This is a genomic window from Streptomyces mirabilis (genome assembly GCF_018310535.1).
In the GTDB taxonomy this organism is placed as follows: Bacteria; Actinomycetota; Actinomycetes; order Streptomycetales; family Streptomycetaceae; genus Streptomyces.
The window spans coordinates 161520-178261 of the sequence record NZ_CP074103.1 but is presented as its reverse complement, the minus strand read 5'-3'; the positions used below and the strand labels follow the sequence as shown (position 1 = coordinate 178261).

Annotated in this window: 13 protein-coding genes and 1 pseudogene; 9 read left to right on the top strand and 5 right to left on the bottom strand. The window is 69.8% G+C overall.

The genetic code is table 11. The features are described 5' to 3' along the window. Positions 1 to 39: 39 nt before the first annotated feature. From galT to SMIR_RS41400, 5 genes and pseudogenes are all read left to right on the top strand, one after another. Positions 40 to 1110, top strand: a pseudogene (galT, locus tag SMIR_RS41420) (galactose-1-phosphate uridylyltransferase); the annotation flags it as partial. Next, a complete protein-coding gene (locus tag SMIR_RS41415) occupies positions 1107 to 1421 on the top strand; it encodes a metal-sensitive transcriptional regulator (RefSeq protein ID WP_212728653.1) in 315 nt (104 codons plus the stop codon). The pseudogene galT and the gene SMIR_RS41415, both read left to right, overlap by 4 nt. 268 nt (positions 1422 to 1689) lie before the next feature. Then, positions 1690 to 4074 (top strand): phosphoketolase family protein, encoded by a 2385-nt coding sequence (locus tag SMIR_RS41410; protein WP_212728652.1) that lies wholly within the window; start codon positions 1690 to 1692, stop codon positions 4072 to 4074. 686 nt (positions 4075 to 4760) lie between these two features. After that, the gene (locus tag SMIR_RS41405; RefSeq protein WP_249938690.1) at positions 4761 to 5732 is read left to right on the top strand and encodes a cytochrome b N-terminal domain-containing protein; all 972 of its coding nucleotides are present in this window, start codon (positions 4761 to 4763) and stop codon (positions 5730 to 5732) included. Between the two features lie 378 nt (positions 5733 to 6110). Next, entirely contained in the window at positions 6111 to 6920 is an 810-nt protein-coding gene (locus tag SMIR_RS41400) for a C40 family peptidase (RefSeq protein ID WP_212728651.1), read from the top strand. A gap of 460 nt (positions 6921 to 7380) precedes the next feature. Here SMIR_RS41400 and SMIR_RS41395 read toward each other — a convergent pair whose 3' ends face one another. Next, positions 7381 to 8622 carry an RNA-guided endonuclease InsQ/TnpB family protein gene (locus SMIR_RS41395; RefSeq protein WP_249938735.1) on the bottom strand — a complete coding sequence of 414 codons (1242 nt, stop codon included), beginning with the start codon at positions 8620 to 8622 and terminating at the stop codon, positions 7381 to 7383. A 104-nt stretch (positions 8623 to 8726) separates the two neighbouring features. On the opposite strand from SMIR_RS41395, the gene tnpA reads away from it, so the two are divergent. Continuing rightward, positions 8727 to 9158: an IS200/IS605 family transposase gene (gene tnpA, locus SMIR_RS41390; protein ID WP_212728649.1), complete on the top strand. Its 432-nt coding sequence runs from the start codon at positions 8727 to 8729 to the stop codon at positions 9156 to 9158. Positions 9159 to 9441: 283 nt separating this feature from the next. Here the strand turns inward: tnpA and SMIR_RS41385 are convergent, their stop codons facing one another. The 4 genes from SMIR_RS41385 to SMIR_RS41370 are packed head-to-tail and all read right to left on the bottom strand — an operon-like array spanning position 9442 to position 13002. Then, complete coding sequence (locus tag SMIR_RS41385; RefSeq protein ID WP_249938689.1) at positions 9442 to 10665, bottom strand: aminotransferase class V-fold PLP-dependent enzyme; 1224 nt, start codon at positions 10663 to 10665, stop codon at positions 9442 to 9444. Then, positions 10662 to 11498 (bottom strand): amino acid ABC transporter ATP-binding protein, encoded by an 837-nt coding sequence (locus SMIR_RS41380; protein WP_212728647.1) that lies wholly within the window; start codon positions 11496 to 11498, stop codon positions 10662 to 10664. The genes SMIR_RS41385 and SMIR_RS41380 overlap by 4 nt, the downstream gene beginning before the upstream one ends. Continuing rightward, positions 11495 to 12142 (bottom strand): amino acid ABC transporter permease, encoded by a 648-nt coding sequence (locus SMIR_RS41375; protein ID WP_212728646.1) that lies wholly within the window; start codon positions 12140 to 12142, stop codon positions 11495 to 11497. Before SMIR_RS41375 ends, SMIR_RS41380 begins: the two co-directional genes overlap by 4 nt. A 20-nt stretch (positions 12143 to 12162) precedes the next feature. Next, on the bottom strand, positions 12163 to 13002 hold the full coding sequence (locus SMIR_RS41370) for a transporter substrate-binding domain-containing protein (RefSeq protein WP_249938688.1): 840 nt from the start codon (positions 13000 to 13002) through the stop codon (positions 12163 to 12165). An 843-nt stretch (positions 13003 to 13845) separates the two neighbouring features. Here SMIR_RS41370 and SMIR_RS41365 point away from each other — a divergent pair. The 3 genes from SMIR_RS41365 (at position 13846) to SMIR_RS41355 (ending at position 16553) form a co-directional block, all read left to right on the top strand. Next, positions 13846 to 14334: a hypothetical protein gene (locus SMIR_RS41365; protein ID WP_212728645.1), complete on the top strand. Its 489-nt coding sequence runs from the start codon at positions 13846 to 13848 to the stop codon at positions 14332 to 14334. A 411-nt stretch (positions 14335 to 14745) separates the two neighbouring features. Continuing rightward, entirely contained in the window at positions 14746 to 15435 is a 690-nt protein-coding gene (locus SMIR_RS41360; protein WP_212728644.1) for a response regulator, read from the top strand. Beyond that, positions 15435 to 16553, top strand: coding sequence for a sensor histidine kinase (locus SMIR_RS41355; RefSeq protein WP_212728643.1), 1119 nt, complete (start codon positions 15435 to 15437; stop codon positions 16551 to 16553). The genes SMIR_RS41360 and SMIR_RS41355 overlap by 1 nt, the downstream gene beginning before the upstream one ends. Positions 16554 to 16742 lie beyond the last annotated feature (189 nt).

Here is a 16742-nt window from a genome sequence, read left to right as displayed (position 1 = left end):
GGAGGCGGCCATGTCCGAGCTGCGCCGAGACCCCTACACCGGGCCTGGGTGGCCATCGCCCCCGAACGAGACGACCGGCCTCAGCACACCGGTGCCGCGCCCACCCCGACTCCGCGCGCGGAGGCCACCGATCCCGCCTGCCCGTTCTGCCCCGGCCACGAACGCGAGACGCCCGGCGAGCTGTGGCGCCAACCCGCCCCCACCGACGCCACCAGCAGCGACTGGGCGGTGCGCGTGGTGCCCCATCGCTACCCCGTCCTGGAAGGGGAACAGCGGCCCGCCGACCATCACACGACCGGTTTGCACACCGTGTGCGACGGGGTCGGCAGCCACGAGGTCGTCATCGAATCCCCCCACCATGACTGGGACCTCGCCGACGGCGACGAGAGGGCCGTCGCCGATGTCCTGCGCGCCTACCGCGCCCGCCACCTCGCCCTCCGTACGCGCCGCCCAGGGCTGGTCCTGCCCTTCCGCAACCACGGCCCCGCGGCCGGCACCTCGCTGCCGCACCCGCACTCCCAGATCGTGGCCACCCCGATAGTGCCCCTGCGGCTGCGCCAGCTCTTCGATGTCGCCCGCGGCTACTACGACGACCACGGCAGCTGCCTGTACACCGACGAGACCGCCGCCGAACTCGCCGACGGCGAGCGCATGGTGGCCGCCACCGAGCACATCGCGGCCCTGGCCCCGTATGCCGCCCGCGCCCCGTACGAGACATGGATTGTCCCCCGCTGCCATCAGGCGTCCTTCGCCGACGTCAGCGACGAGGTCCTAGCCGAGGCGGCCGCCCTCCTGCACCGCCTGCTCGCCGCCCTGCGTGACGTGCTCGGCGACGTCCCCTACAACTACGCACTGATCAGTGCCCCCAACGGCGAAGAGACCACCGCCTACTTCGCCTGGCACCTCCAGCTCACCCCGCGCCTGGCCGCCACGGCCGGCTTCGAACTCGGCAGCGGCATCGCCGTCAACCCCCTTACGCCCGAACACGCCGCCGCGCGCCTACGCCACGCCCTGGCCACCGACCACGACCCACAGCCATCACCGGCCCCGGCCGCACACCCAACCAGCGCAGCCCAGGCCGCCGCCACATCCCCAGGAGGCGAGCGGTGACCGACACCACCAGCGGCGCCCCCAACCCGCCGCACGGATACGCCGACCACAAGACGGACCACCTGTCCCGGCTGCACAAGGTCGAGGGCCAGGTCCGCGGCATTACCCGCATGGTCGCCGACGACCGGTACTGCGTCGACGTGCTCACGCAGATCGGCGCCGTCACCCACGCCCTGCAGGAGGTCGCCCTCGGTCTGCTCGACGACCACGTCCGGCACTGCGTGCGCGATGCGGTGCTGTCGGATCCGGCCGAGGGCGATGCGAAGCTCGACGAAGTCGCCCTCACTCTGCGCCGGGCACTGCGGCTGTGACGGATGCGGGGCCGAGTGCTCCCCGGACTCCCGCCGACAGGCACCCCCGCCACAGGGCGCTCTTTCACCGCGACCTCCGGCACCGCAGGCCAGGCCGCTACCTGACGGCTGGTTACGGGGGTCCTGCCGTGCCGCCCCGTGCCGTATCGCCAGTGGGCCGAACGGCTTGCGGTGGCGCTCCGCCCGGCCCGGCCCGTGGCTCGGCCGGCGTCCAGGTTGTTAGACCAGCGGGGGTACCTGCCCAGAATGTGATGTATCGGAGGACGCCATGCATGAGGCCCCACCGCAGCGGCCCGGCACTGCGACCGAGGAGGAGCTTGAGGCGCTTCACGCCCACTGGCGGGCGGCGAACTATCTGGCGGCCGGGCAGATCTACCTGATGGACAATCCCCTGCTGGCCGAGCCGCTGCGCCCGGAGCACGTCAAGCCCCGGCTGCTCGGCCACTGGGGCACCTCACCCGGGCTCAACCTGGTCTACACCCACATCAACCGGGTGATCAAGGCACGCGGCCTGGACGCGCTGTGCGTGTGGGGACCGGGCCACGGGGGACCGGCGGTGGTGGCCAACTCGTGGCTGGACGGGTCGTACACCGAAACCTACCCGGACGTCACACGCGACGCGGCGGGCATGGCCCGTCTCTTCCGCCAGTTCTCCTTCCCCGGCGGGATTCCCAGCCATGTCGCGCCCGAGACCCCCGGCTCCATCCACGAAGGCGGGGAACTGGGCTACTCCCTTGCCCACGCCTACGGGGCCGCCCTGGACAACCCCGGCCTGCTGGTGGCCTGCGTCATCGGTGACGGGGAGGCCGAGACCGGGCCGCTGGCCGCCGCCTGGCACTCCACCACGTTCCTGGACCCGGTCCACGACGGCGCGGTGCTGCCCATCCTCCACCTCAACGGCTACAAGATCGCCAACCCGACGGTCCTCGCCCGCCTGCCCGAGGCCCAACTGGACGACCTGCTGCGCGGCTTGGGGCACCACCCCCTCCATGTCACCGGTGACGACCCGCTCACGGTGCACCGCGCCATGGCCGAGGCACTGGATACCGCGCTCGATCACATCACCCTCATCCAGCACACGGCCCGCGCCGAAGGAGTCACCCAACGGCCGCGCTGGCCGATGATCGTACTGCGCACCCCCAAGGGCTGGACCGGGCCGCACGAGGTCGACGGCGTCCTGGTGGAGGGCACCTGGCGCGCCCACCAGGTCCCGCTCGACCAGGTCCGCACCAATCCCGACCACCTGCGCCTGCTGGAGGCATGGCTGCGCTCCTACCGGCCCGGAGAGCTGTTCGACGAAGACGGCCGCCCCCGCGAGCAGGTGCTCGCCCACATCCCCGACGGGGCCCGGCGGCTCGGCGCCACCCCGCACGCCAACGGCGGCCTGCTCCTGCGCGACCTGCCCATCCCGCCGCTCCAGGAGTACGCGGTGCCGGTTGAGGTTCCCGGCGGCAGCCTGCACGAACCCACCGCGCTCCTCGGCCACCTGCTCGAACAGGTGATGGTCGACACCGCCCACCGGCGCGACTTCCGCATCGTCGGCCCGGACGAGACCGCCTCCAACCGGCTGCAGGCCGTCTACGGCGCCACCGGCAAGGCATGGCAGTCCGAGATCCTGCCCACCGACGAGCATCTGACCCGCGGCGGCAGGGTGATGGAGATCCTGTCCGAACACACCTGCCAGGGCTGGCTGGAGGGCTACCTGCTCACAGGCCGGCACGGCCTGTTCTCCTGCTACGAGGCGTTCGTCCACATCGTCGACTCGATGGCGGGCCAGCACGTCAAATGGCTCAAGACCTCCCGCGCCCTGCCCTGGCGCGCCCCCATCGCCTCGCTGAACTACCTGCTGACCTCGCACGTGTGGCGCCAAGACCACAACGGCTTCTCCCACCAGGACCCCGGCTTCGTCGACCACGTCCTGAACAAGTCCCCTCAGGTGGTGCGGGTCTACCTGCCGCCGGACGCCAACACCCTGCTCGCCGTTGCCGACCACATGCTGCGCAGCCGCGACTACGTCAACGTCGTGGTCGCTGGCAAGCAGCCCTGCTTCGACTGGCTCACCCTGGACCAGGCCCAAGCGCACTGCGCGCGCGGCGCGGGCATCTGGGAGTGGGCGGGCACCGAGACCACCGGCCGGGAGCCCGACGTGGTGCTGGCCTGTGCCGGCGATGTGCCCACCCAGGAAGTACTCGCCGCCGCGTCGCTGCTGCGCGACCACCTGCCCGATCTCGCGGTCCGGGTGATCAACGTGGTGGACATGACGCGGCTGATGCCGGAGCGGGAGCACCCGCACGGCATGCCGGACGCGGAGTTCGACGCGCTGTTCACCCGCGACAAGCCGGTGATCTTCGCCTACCACGGCTACCCGTGGCTGATCCACCGCCTCGCCTACCGCCGCACCGTCCACCCCCACCTGCACGTCCGTGGCTACAAGGAGGAAGGCACCACCACCACGCCGTTTGACATGGTGGTCCGCAACGACCTCGACCGCTACCGGCTCGTGATGGACGTCATCGACCGCGTCCCCGGCCTCGCCGTTCGCGCCGCCGCCGTACGGCAGGCGATGGCCGACGTCCGCTTCCGCCACCACGGGTGGATCCGCGAACACGGCACCGACCTGCCCGAAGTCGCCGACTGGACCTGGCACCGCTGAAGTCTTGCGCGCGCAGACCGCCCCCGTCGCGCCGCACCCCGCCATCGCGTCTGACGAGGCGATCGCGCGGCACGCGGCCCCCCACTCACTCAAGACGCCACGGGAGGCCAGCATGGCCGAGCACCCTCCACCAACCCGCAGACAGGCCACACCGACCCGGCACGCTCCCCGGCCGCACCGGGCGGTAGCCCTGGTCGTGGCCGTCGTGGTCGGGCTGCCGGCCGTCGCGTTCTCCGGCACGGCCCGGGCGCATGAGCCGATGAGCCCCAAGGCGGCGGTGCTGGTCGAGCAGGCCATCGCCCTGATCGCCAACGACGCAAGCGATACACGCGTCACCGAACAGATCACCGACGCCCTGAGCGCGCCGCAGACCCAAGGCGTCGACCTGGGCAAGGTCCGCCGGGCCCGCGACCTGATCGACCGGCCAGAGCACAGCGCGGACACCACCCGGCAGGCCCGCGCGCTGCTGCTGGACGCGCTCGGCAACTGCGACCGCCATCGGGCTGTGGCTGGCCCGGCGCCTTCGCCCGCCGCACACCCTCCACGACCTCAAGCACCGCACCACCCTGCAACAGCCCGAGGAAGGCAGGGACCGATGAGCGCCGACCAGCCGCCACCGCCCGCCACCGCCCGCCACCGCGGCACCTTCGGCGCCCCGGCCCGGCAGACTCCGCCGCGCCGTCGACGTGATCGACGAGCGCATGGGCATCAAGGCGCTGGCCTACCCGGTCCCCGAGCACGCCAACAACCTCACCTGGAGCCTGGGCGGCCTGACCACCGTCTGCTTCGTGACCCTGCTCGTCAGCGGCATCTACCTCGCCCAGCTCTACAACCCTGTCCCCGAACTGGCCAACCAGTCGGTCCGAGACCTGGTCACCCACGTATGGCTCGGCAACTTCGCCCGCGCCCTGCACTACTGGACCGCCCAAGCGATGTTCGTCCTGGCCCTGCTGCACCTGCTGCGGGTGTTCTTCCACGCCTCCTACAAAAAGCCCCGCGAAGGCAACTGGATCGTCGGCACCGCCATGTTCCTGCTCACCTTCCTCGCCGTCTTCACCGGAACCGTCGACCAGGAAGGCTACGAAGCCCTCGCCCACAACCTCGACGTCGCCAAGGTCCTCGGAGGCGCGGGCTTCTGGTTCACCCCCAACCTCAGCAAACACGTCCCGATCGTGCTGCGCCTGTACACCGCACACGCCGTGTTCATCCCCGGCCTGATCCTGCTGCTGTTCGTCTGGCACGCCCTGCTCGTCAAACGCCACAAGATCTCCCCCCACCCCGACATCCCCGCACCCGAGACGGAAACCCCCGAACCGTTCACCGCCCGCCTGGAGCGCGTCGCCGCCTTCGGCCTCGTCCTGCTCGGCCTGCTGTCCCTCCTGGCCGTGCTGCTGCCCCCCGTACTCGGCCCCACCCCGGTCGCGGGCATCGAGATCACCCGCCCGCTGTGGATGTTCTGGTGGTTCTTCCCCATGGAACAGTGGTTCGGGATCGCCTCCATCGCCGTCGTCATCGCCGCCGTGTTCGGGCTGATCTTCCTCGTCCCCTTCCTCGACCGCAGCCCCAAACGCAGATGGCGCGGGCGCCCCCTCGCCACCGCAGCCGCCGTGGTACTGCTGCTCACCCTCGCCGTAGCCGCGCCTCTGTGGCCCGTATGACAGGCGCCGTGCGTTCCCCTCTTCGGCGCGGACGCGGTCGCAGGATGTGTACGGATGTGGACGCGTGCACGAGCTCCGCCGGACGCGGTCCACGCGCGAGACGCGAGCACCGCGGTAACCGTTCCGTGACCTGCGCCACATCCATGAGAGGCGTCTGAGAAGCGGGCTTGGCCACCCGTCCCACCAAATGGTAAGTGGAGGGCGATTCGGGCGTAATGACGAAAGACCGTGACCACGGGCCTGGCCGGCCGCGTCCATAATGTCCGTTACGGCGTCAATAAAGAGTGACACGCCCGGGATTCGGCCGCGGATTGAACAACTGTGGCGCACCACACGTTTCTTGAAGGTATGGAGGAGTCCCTGATACCAGTTGTTCTCATGTCCCACACCGCTCTTATACGCAGCCACCGGAAGCCCCGCCGCAGCGCGTCGACCATCGCGATGCGGGCCGGAGTTGCCGGCGGCGTCCTCAGCACCCTGGCAGTCGCCGGGGCGTCCGGCGCGGCGAACGCGGCCGAGCCGGTGACGCAGACCCTCGAACTGCCCACCCTGACGGCTGATCTGGCTGCCCAGGTCGCCCAGTCCGCGGATGCCACGCAGCAGGCCGCCGCGAACTACGAGCTGCAGGCCGAGCGGGACGCGGCCGCCGCGAAGGCCGCGAAGCAGGCCAAGGCGGACCTCGCGGAGGCGAAGAAGAAGGCGGAGGCCAAGAAGAAGGCCGAGGCCGCCCGTAAGGCCGCCGCCGAGCAGGCCGCCTCGCGCAGCGCCGAGCGGACCACCCTCGCCGCCTCCACGACGAGCAGCGCCTCGACGAGCTCGTCGACGGCCACCGGTTCGGCCGCGGCGGTCATCGCCTTCGCGAAGGCGCAGATCGGTGACTCCTACGTCCTGGGTGCCTCCGGCCCCAACTCCTGGGACTGCTCCAGCCTCCTCCAGGCCGCCTTCAAGCAGGCCGGCATCAGCCTGCCGCGCGTCTCGCAGGACCAGTCGACGGCGGGCACGCCGGTCTCGCTGAGCAACCTGCAGCCGGGCGACATCCTGTACTGGGGCAGCGCGGGCAGCGGCGCGTACCACGTGGCCCTCTATGTCGGCGACGGCAAGTTCGTCGGCGCGGAGAACCCCTCCACCGGCATCGTCGAGAAGCCGTTGTCCTGGAGCCCGCCGACCGGCGCGGTCCGCGTGCTCTGATGAGCCGTGGCGCCGAAGGGTCACTGCTCCCCGTCGGATTCCAGGGGTCGTTGCACCACGTGGTCGGTTGATCAGGCCGCGATCAGTTTGGACAGGCGCTCGGCTGGAGGTTCCCCGCCGAGCACTTCTCGCCGCTGCCGTACGCGGACACACTCGGCACCCGCGTCGGGTGACGATCGCCGCGGTGGTGACACGCCGCCGCCCGCACTCGCCCGCACCGGTGGATATCCCCGCCTGGACAGGGGGCTGGGCCCGTCCGTGCCCGGCCTGCACTTCACGGGTCTCCCCGCAGCCGCGGCCCTTGGGCCGGTGCTGCGGTTCGTGTGCTGGACGTGGTTCGCCTCGCCGCGCATCACGGATGCGGTGGCACAAGTACACAGCTCGCTCGCCCGGAGCTCCCGGCCACGCCATCTAATGAAGTGCTCTCCCCTCTTCGCAAGCTCAGGAGGGAGATTCCTACCTACCTTGCGGTGGTGGGCTTGACGCCGCGAGTGCGCCTTGCGACTGCCCTTCCGGCAGCCGGGATGAGCGCGTGGCCCATCCGGTACAGGTGCAAGATGTTCCGGGCTGCGTTGTGGTCGGCGTTGCCTTCCCATCCGCAGTCCGGGTTCTTGCATACGAACGTGGCCTGGTCCTCCCGGCTGCCGGGGGCGATTAACCCGCAGGCGGAGCAGCGCCGGGAGGTGTTCGGGGCGGGAACCTTGTGGAGGGTGCCGCCAAAGCGGGCGGTCTTGTACGTCAGCATCGTCACGGTGCGGCCCCATGCCTCCTGGCTGATGGCGCGGTTCAGACCGGACTTGGCGCGGACGTTCTTCCCCGGCTCCTCAACGGTTCCCCTGGCGGACTTGACCATGTTCGTGATGGTGAGTGCTTCCACCACAACCGTGCCGTACGTACGGGCGAGGCTGGTGGTGGTCTGGTGCTGCCAGTCAACGGCGCGGCGCGTGGCTCTTGCGCGGAGCTGCTTGATCTGGTCGTAGGTGGTGCGCAGCCGGTTCGCGTTGCGTTCGCGGGGCTTGCGGAAACTCTTGCGGTGTGCGGCGCGCTGCTCCAGGCGGAGCAGCTTTGCCTTCTCGTCCGGGTTCAGCAGCTTGTCCCGGTCGGCGGTGCCGTCCGGGAGTCGGGGCGCGCGCCCGTGGTCCTGGTGGTTGCTGTCGGACAGGGCGAGGGGCAGATTCACCCCGGCATCGATGCCGACCTCGAGGCCGGTGTGAGGCTCGGGCTTGAGTTCCAGGGTCTGGACGCGGAAGGCAATGTGCCAGCCGAGCGCGTCTTTGACGAGCCGGGCCCCGGTGATCCGGTTCTCCTTGTCCGCGGCCTTGCCGACGGGCAGGTCCCTGGTCCAGCGGAACCGGACGCGGCCGACCTTGGGAATGTTGGCCATGCCCCACCGGCGGTGCACCCGCTTGATCTGCAGATCGCGGCCCTGGGGGATGTCCACGGACATCACACTGCGGATGCGGGCCTTGAAGGTAGGTTCCTCGGCACGACCGTCCCAGCAGTTCTTCCACGCCTGCATGTACGTCTTGAGGACTGCTTGCGCGGCCTGAGCGGGAAGGACCGCGTACCAGTCGATCTCCTTACGGGCCTGACGCAACGTCTGGTCCATGCGGGAAAGCGACCTCTGACACTTCGGTGTCATCTGCCACAGATTGTGGAGCTGATTCCACATCGCCCGCGCCGCATGAGCCTGATCGTCCATGAGCCGGACCTGGGCAGGAGTCAGAGCCAGTCGGGCACGATGCCCGAACTGCCGCCTCTCCAGCCAGCGTTCACTCACGCCAATCACCCTACGGCAGTTGGCTTATGTCACCACGATGGAACCCCAACCCCGACGTACGCACCGGCCGTCATGTCGTCTACAACCTGCACGTCCATTTGGTATTCGTCACCAAGTACCGGCGCAAGGCATTCACCGACGCCATGCTGACCCGCACCGAGGAGATCATGCGCGAGGTCTGCGCCGACTTCGAGGCCGAGCTCAAGCAGTTCAACGGCGAGCAGGATCACGTGCACCTCCTGGTGCACTACCCGCCCAAGGTCCAGCTCTCCAAGCTGGTCAACTCCCTCAAGGGCGTGTCCTCCCGCAGGCTCCGCCAGGAGTACAGCGCACATGTCCGCCGCTACCTGTGGGGCGGTCACTTCTGGTCCGGCTCCTACTTCGCCGGAAGCTGCGGCGGGGCACCACTGACTGTCGTCAAGCAGTACATCGAAAACCAGCAGCGCCCCACCGGCTGAGGACAACACTGCGGACCCGTGCATACGGCGCGGGTCAGAGCAGTTCTGAGATGGCCTTCACCCCCTGAAGGGCGGAGCACTGGCCAAGATCAGGGGTAGATGCTCAGGACATTGGACTTTCGACAGCGGTTCGCCAACCGGGGCCGCGGCTTCGTACGGCACCCCGGCGCCGACGGCCGCGCGCGGCCGACCATCGCCAGCACCGCGGCGTGCTGGTCGCGACCCAGGGCCGGTTCCGCGCACGGTCCGGGCCTGCTTCTTGTGCACCTGGAGGCGGCGTTGATCAGGCGTGGGTGCGCACGGCCTGGACGAGGTCGGTGATCTCCTCGTCCGTGTTGTAGTAGTGGACCGATGCCCTGAGGACCTCACCGAGGCCGCGGTCGTCCATGTCCAGCCGGGTGGAGGGCGTCCGGGACACACTGATGTTGATCCCCTGCTCGGCCAGGGACGCCTTCAGTTGGTCCGCTCCGGCTCCGTCCACGGTGAACGTGGTGATGCCGCAACGCTGGACGCCGAGATCCCTGACCCGGACTCCGGGGATCTCGGCGAGCCGTCGCCGGAGTGTCTCCGCGAGCGCGGTGACGCGCGTCTGGATCCTGGGCAGCCCCCACTCGAGGGCGTAGTCGATGGCGGCGCCGAGGCCGAGCTGTGCGGCGTAGTTGGCCTCCCAGGTCTCGAACCGGCGTGCGTCGGGACGCATCTCGTACCGGTCGCGCGCCGTCCAGGTGGCGGCGTGCAGATCGAGAACGGGCGGGACAAGCTGGTCGAGTGCCGCCCGTCGCACGTAGAGCAGTCCTGTCCCGCGCGGACCGCGCAGATACTTGCGGCCGGTGGTGGAGAGCAGGTCACAGCCGATCTCCGCCACATCGACGGCGAGCTGGCCCGCCGACTGGCAGGCGTCGAGGAGATACAGCGCGCCCGTCTCCCGAGCGATCTTGCCGACTTCGGCCGCGGGGTTCACCAGGCCGCCGTTGGTGGGGACGTGGGTGAGCGAGATGACCCGTACCCGCTCGTCCATCGCCGTGCGCAGGGCGTCGACCGAGATCTGCCCGTGCTCGTCGTTGGGGATGACGTCGACTTTGACCCCGTACCGCTCGGCGACCTGCAGATACGCGATGAAGTTGCTGCCGTACTCGGCCATGCTGGTCAGCACGCGGTCCCCAGGTCGAAACGGTATGCCGTAGAAGGCCATGTCCCAGGCACGGGTGGCGTTGTCGACCAGGGCGATCTCGTCACGGTGGCAGCCGAGGAGCCGTGCCGCGGAGTCGTACACGGCCTCAATGCTCTCGGCTGCGTGAGCGGCTGCCTCGTAGCCGCCCATGTCCGCCTCCAGATGCAGGTGGCGTGTGACCGCTTCGACCACCTGACGAGGCATCAGTGCGGCGCCCGCGTTGTTGAAGTGCGTCACCTTCGCGCACCCCGGGGTGTCGGCACGGGCCCGGGCGATGTCCTTGGGCGAGTAGTCCCGGCCCGCTGCCGACTCCCGCACATTTCGTGTCGCCGTCAACTCGCACGCCCCCATCGCTTCGGGTTCTGCGGACCGTCCTCACCGGATCCGTCCGCCGGGCCGGGCCTGTCGTGGGTGACCAGGCGCAGGAACGACTTGGCGCGCGGATGGACCGGATGGTTCAGGAAGTCCTGCGGCGGCCCGGATTCGAGGACGACGCCGCCGTCCATGAAGACCACCCGGTCGGCCGCCTCCCGGGCGAACTCCACTTCGTGTGTGACGACGACCATGGTCATGCCGTCGCGGGCGAGTTCGCGCATCACTGCGAGGACCTCGGCGTGCAGCTCGGGGTCGAGTGCCGAGGTCGGCTCGTCGAAGAGGACGACCTCCGGCTCCATGGCCAGCGCCCGGGCGATGGCGACCCGCTGCTTCTGGCCGCCGGAGAGCCGTGCGGGGTACTCGGCGGCTTTGTCGGCGAGGCCGACCCGGTCGAGTAATTCCCTGCCCAGCGCCACGGCAGCGTCCTTGGGCATGCGCCGCACCGAGAGCGGTCCTTCGACGACATTGCCCAGAGTGGTCAGGTGAGGGAACAGGTTGAACTGTTGGAACACCATGGCCGTTCGGTGCCGGATCGTACGCACCTGCCGGGCGCGCTCCCGCCTGCGCACCGCCCCACCGCACCGCACTGAGCAGCCGCAGATGGCCACCGTGCCGGCGTCCGGTTCCTCCAGCAGGTTCATGCAGCGGATGAGCGTGGTCTTCCCGGAGCCCGAAGGCCCCATGATCACGACCACCTCCCCGCGGGCCACGGTGAGATCGACGCCCTTCAGTACTTGCAGGGCTCCGAACCGCTTGTGCAGGCCGCGTATGTCTATCTGGTCCGTCTGGTTCATGCGTACGCCTTCCCCAATCGGCGCTCCAGAGCGCCCTGGCCGACCGAAAGCAGGGTGTTGATCAGCCAGTAGGCGGCGCCCGCCACGAGAAACGCCTCCATATAGCGGAACGTCGAGCTGCCGATGCTCTCCGCGGCCCTGGTGAGCTCGACGACGGTCACCGCGGAGGCCAGCGAGGTGTCCTTCATCAGCGCGATGAACCGGCTGCCGATCGGAGGCAGGGCGACCCGGACCGCCTGCGGGGCGACGATCCGCCGGAGCATCCTCCAGTACGGCATGCCCATCGAGTGGGCCGCCTCCCACTGGCCACGGTCTACGGCGATGATGCCGGCGCGGAAGTTCTCGCTGAGGTACGCCGCGGCATAGACCGTGAGTGCGAGGACGGCCGACGGGATCGGCTCGATCAGGATGCCGATCTGAGGGAGGCCGTAGTAGACCAGCATGATCTGGATCAGCAGCGGTGTTCCGCGGAACACCGACACGTACGCGATGGCGAGCGCCTTCAGCAGCCGGAACCGGGAGATCCTGGCCAGGCCCACGAGCATGCCGAGGGCGCTTCCGAGGACGAACGACACCACGCCGAGCGTGAGAGTGACACCCATGGCCTTGAGGAGTTCCGGCAAGTCCTGGATGACGAGGTCCATGGTCGGTTTCCTCCTCCGTGTCAGCCGGCTTGGTTCGCGGGCAGGTCGCGGAGCTCTGCGGCCATGTCGAGGCCGCCGAGCCAGCGTCGCGAGATGGTCGACAGGGTGCCGTCGTCGATCATGTCGCCCAGGGCCTTGTCGAGGTTCTCCTTGAAGTCCTTCTGGCCTTTGCGGAACGTCATGCCGTTGACTTCCGTCTCCAGCAGCGCCCCTGCGGCTTTGACGCGCAGGTTGTTCTTGTCGGCGAGGTAGGCGCCCTGGAACTTCGAGACGAGTGCGGCGTCGGCCCGCCCCTGCCCGAGGTCCATGAGCGCGAGCGTGGCGTTCTTGTACGTCTTGATCTGCGCGCCGGGGATCTTCGTGCGGGCGTACTCGGCCTGGGTGGTGCCTTCGGTCACCGCGATGGTCTTGCCTCGTAGGGCGGGAAGGCCGGTGAGGGAGGTGTTGGACTTGCCGACGAATATGGAGACGCCGTTGACCTCGTAGGGACGGGAGAAGTCGACCTGCTTCTGGCGCTCTTCGGTGATCGTCTGGCCCGAGATGACGATGTCGAACCGATTGGCCCGCACGCCTTCGATGAAGCTGCCGAAGTCCGAACCGATGAACTCGACCTTGCCTATGCCGAGCCGTTTCGCCAGCTCCCGGGCTACATCGACGTCGTAGCCGGTGGGCTTGTCGTTGTCGAGGAAATTCCACGGCGGGTTCGCTTCGGTGAGGGCGACCCTCAGGGTGCCCTTGGAACGTGCGCTGTCGAGGGTGTTGGCGGAGGAGCCGACCGTGCAGCCGGCGGTCAGCACCGCACCGGAGACGAGCAGTGCCGCGAGCCGACTACATCGGGAGGAGGTCAGGGTGGTGGACACAATCGCGGTCCTTCCTGTGCGCAGCAGTTGTGGCCCTACGCGGTGGCATGGGGGGACGCGCCTCGTCTTCGGTGACGGGCGGATCGCGTACGGGAGGGGGCTGCGGCCGATGGGAGGGTTAGGGGCGCACTGGCAGAGTGCGCCTTACCCATCGAGGCGTCAAGTACCCCGTGGGGGTATTTACGTCTGAGAAACAGGGGTGCGATCGCCGCCTGTTGACGCAACGGCACAAACACCCTCGTGGTGCGCCGCAGCGCATAAACTTCCCCCGAGAGCGCCGACGGACCAGCTCCGGACTATGGCGGCAAACTCGATCGGGTCGGCATTCCGCTCCGGAACCGAGACACTCCGACTCCCTCCGGACACGACCTGAGCCCCGTCTGCCTGAGACTCTCCCGACGGGTCCGCGACCCCACCGGACGCGCTCGCATGGACGAAACGGCACAGCCGACCTCGCGCGAGTCTCCGCCCGGCGCGCCCTGCCGCCCGCAGCAGGGCCGGTCCGCCGCTGCCCGTCGCCTCCCAGGGATTCGCGCCCGGACCGGTCCCTCGTTCGGATCGGGAAGCGCCACATGTCCTGCCGCGGGGCCGTGGGGTGGATCGCACCGTGGCGGAGACCTCGTCCGGCAGGGGCACGGCGGCGCGTTTGAGGGCGCAGTTGCCGATGGCGGGCCTTCGGACGGTGCCTTTCATGAGGGCTTCATACGAGCGCCGGTCGTTGCTTCACAGCCGGTCCGCATGCTCAGAGGTGAAGGCATCCAGACCCGGCCGACAGCACACGTCGGGGCGAGGCGGCCGGCACGGGCCGGTCGGCAGGTGCCCGGGATGCTAAGGAGCCAGGAGATGAAGCGGAACCGGAAGGGTGTGACGCTCGGAGCGGCGGCGCTCGCGGTTGTCACGGTGGTCGGCGGTGGCGTCGGCATCGCGCAGGCGACGACCGGCACGTCGAGCACGGCCCCGGCCTCGTCCACCGCGCCGCATGACAACGACGGCTGCCACGGGGGCGGAATGCACGGCATGGCGTTCGGTGAGAACTCCCTCATGACCGCTGCGGCCGACTACCTCGGCCTGAGCCAGACCGGTCTGCGGACGCAGATGCACTCGGGCAAGTCACTCGCGGACGTGGCCAAGGCCCAGGACAAGTCGGTGTCCGGGCTCAAGGACGCCATGGTCGCGGCCGTCAAGAGCAACCTCGACGACAACACCACGCTGACGGCCGCGCGGAAGACCGAGATCCTCGCGCAGGCCAAGGAGCACATCGACACGATGGTGACCATGACCCACCCGTCCGGCACGGGCATGGGCGGCATGGGACACGGGATGGGGCGGTAGCCCCTGCGGTGCCGGGCGGCATGGACACGCGCCCGGCACCGCCGGAAAGCGGGGGACGAGCTCGGCGAAAGGCACGGGAGGAACGAAGGGGGCCTCAGCTGGCTTACGACTGACGGGAGCGGCTGATGGGTGCTCTTCGCGGGGGGACCCGTGGTCACCTCCCTGACCGCAGTGATCCACCTTGCTTTCGTACGCACGCGGGGCCGAGGACCGGCTGGTAGCCCGCTGAACGTCGCCTCCGGCCCGCAGGCACAAAAGCCTCAGGCCCTTCAGATTCCGCCCGGCGCGCGGGCGCGGCGGGCATGAGGGGCGGACTCGCGTCCCGGATGGCAGCCGGGCGCGGACGCTTGTCCGTCGGTGTTGGCGGCCATTCGGCGCTGCCCGGTCGTTAGTCTCGTGCAGGGGTGAGTCATGCGGCGGGTACTGGTGGTCGATGATGAGCCGCACATCCGGAGAGTCCTGCGCGGCTATCTGGAGGCGGACGGCTTCGCGGTGGCGGAGGCCGGCGACGGGGAGGCCGCTCTTGCCGCGCTGCGCGGCGACCCGCCCGATCTGGTGCTCCTGGATGTGATGCTGCCGGGCATCGACGGGCTGGAGGTCCTGCGGAAGCTGCGCGGCTTCAGTGACACGTACGTGATCCTCGTGACGGCGAAGGCGGAGGAGGTCGACAAGCTCGTCGGGCTCGGCGTGGGCGCGGACGACTATGTGACCAAGCCGTTCAGCCCGCGGGAGGTCACGGCCCGGGTGAAGGCGGTCCTGCGCCGCGGCCGGGCGGGGCGTGCCGGCGAGGACACCGTGCTGCGCTTCGACACGCTGACCGTCGACCTCGTCGGCCGCGAGGTCGCAGTGAACGGGACACCGGTGGCACTGTCGAGCCTGGAGTTCGACCTGCTCGCCGCGCTCGCCGACGCACCCGGGCGGGTGTACTCCCGGGCACAGCTGCTGGAACGGGTGTGGGGCTACGACTTCTACGGCGACGAGCGCGTCGTCGACGTGCACATCCGCAGCCTGCGGGCGCGACTGGGTGACGACGCGGGCGATCCGCACCTGATCGCCACGGTGCGCGGCGTGGGCTACAAGTTCGTGGGCCAAAGGAGCTGATGAAGGTGAGGATGCGCCTGCCGCTGAGACTGTTCGTCTCCCACGCCGCCGTGGCCGTGGTCGGCGCCGTCGTCGCGTTCCTGACGGTCCGGCTGCTCGCCCCGTCCCTGTTCGACCAGCGGATGGGAATGCTGGACGAAGACCACGGAATGGGCATGGCAGCCACGATGACACGGGTGCACGCCGCCTTCCTGACCTCGCTCGATACCGCCCTCCTCGTCGGCGTCGGGGCCAGCGTCGCCGCCGCCGGGATCGTTGCCGCGGCGGTCACCCGCCGTCTGCTGCGCCCGCTCGACGCCGTGCGCAGCGCGACCCGGCGGATCGCGGCCGGCAACTACCAGAGCCACGTCGCGCTGCCCTCGGAGCCGGAACTGGCGGCGCTGGCAACCGACGTCAACACCCTCGCCCGGGCCCTGGCCGACACCGAGACGCGGCGCAGCAGGCTGCTCGGTGAGGCCGCGCACGAGATGCGGACCCCGCTGACCGCGCTCGACGGCTACGTCGAGGGGCTGATCGACGGTGTGTTCACCGCGAGCCCGGACACGCTGGCCTCGCTCAGCGAGGAACTGCGCCGACTGCACCGGCTCGCCGACGACCTGTCCAGCGTGTCCCGCGCCGAGGAGCAGCGGCTGGACCTGCACTTGGTGGACGCGGACCTGGCCGATATCGCCCGCCGCGCGGCCGTGCGGCTCTCGTCCCAGTTCGAGGACGCGCACGTCGCGCTGGTCACCGACACGGACAGGGTGGTGCCGGTACATGCCGACCCCGACCGGATCACCCAGGTGCTGACCAACCTGCTCGGCAACGCCCTGCTGGCCACGCCCGCCGGTGGCACCGTCACGATCACCGCGCATGACGTCGGCGGCCGTGGCGAGGTCGTCGTGACCGACACCGGAGCGGGTCTGGCCGAGCAGGACATCGAGCGCGTCTTCGAGCGTTTCTACCGTGTGCCCGGCCGTCCCCGCCGGTCCGCCGGGTCGGGGGTGGGCCTGACGATCGCGCGGGGCATCGCACGTGGGCACGGCGGCGACGTCACCGCGTCGTCGCCGGGACGAGGGAAGGGGGCCTGCTTCGCCCTCGTGTTGCCGCCCCGCCCGTCCGGCCCGCCACGCGCGTAACCTCGCGGCACCCGAAGCGCCACCCCGCGAGCGGAGCGGCCGCCGATCCGGATCCCCGCTCTGGCGGGCCGAAGGCCAGAGGGACGCTGCTCTCCTCAGCGCTGCGGCATCACCACGTCCACCATGTAACGGCCAACTCGCCCGCCCCGCAGGCGGCCGCCGATCAGTCCCGCCCCCCTCCGACCTCAT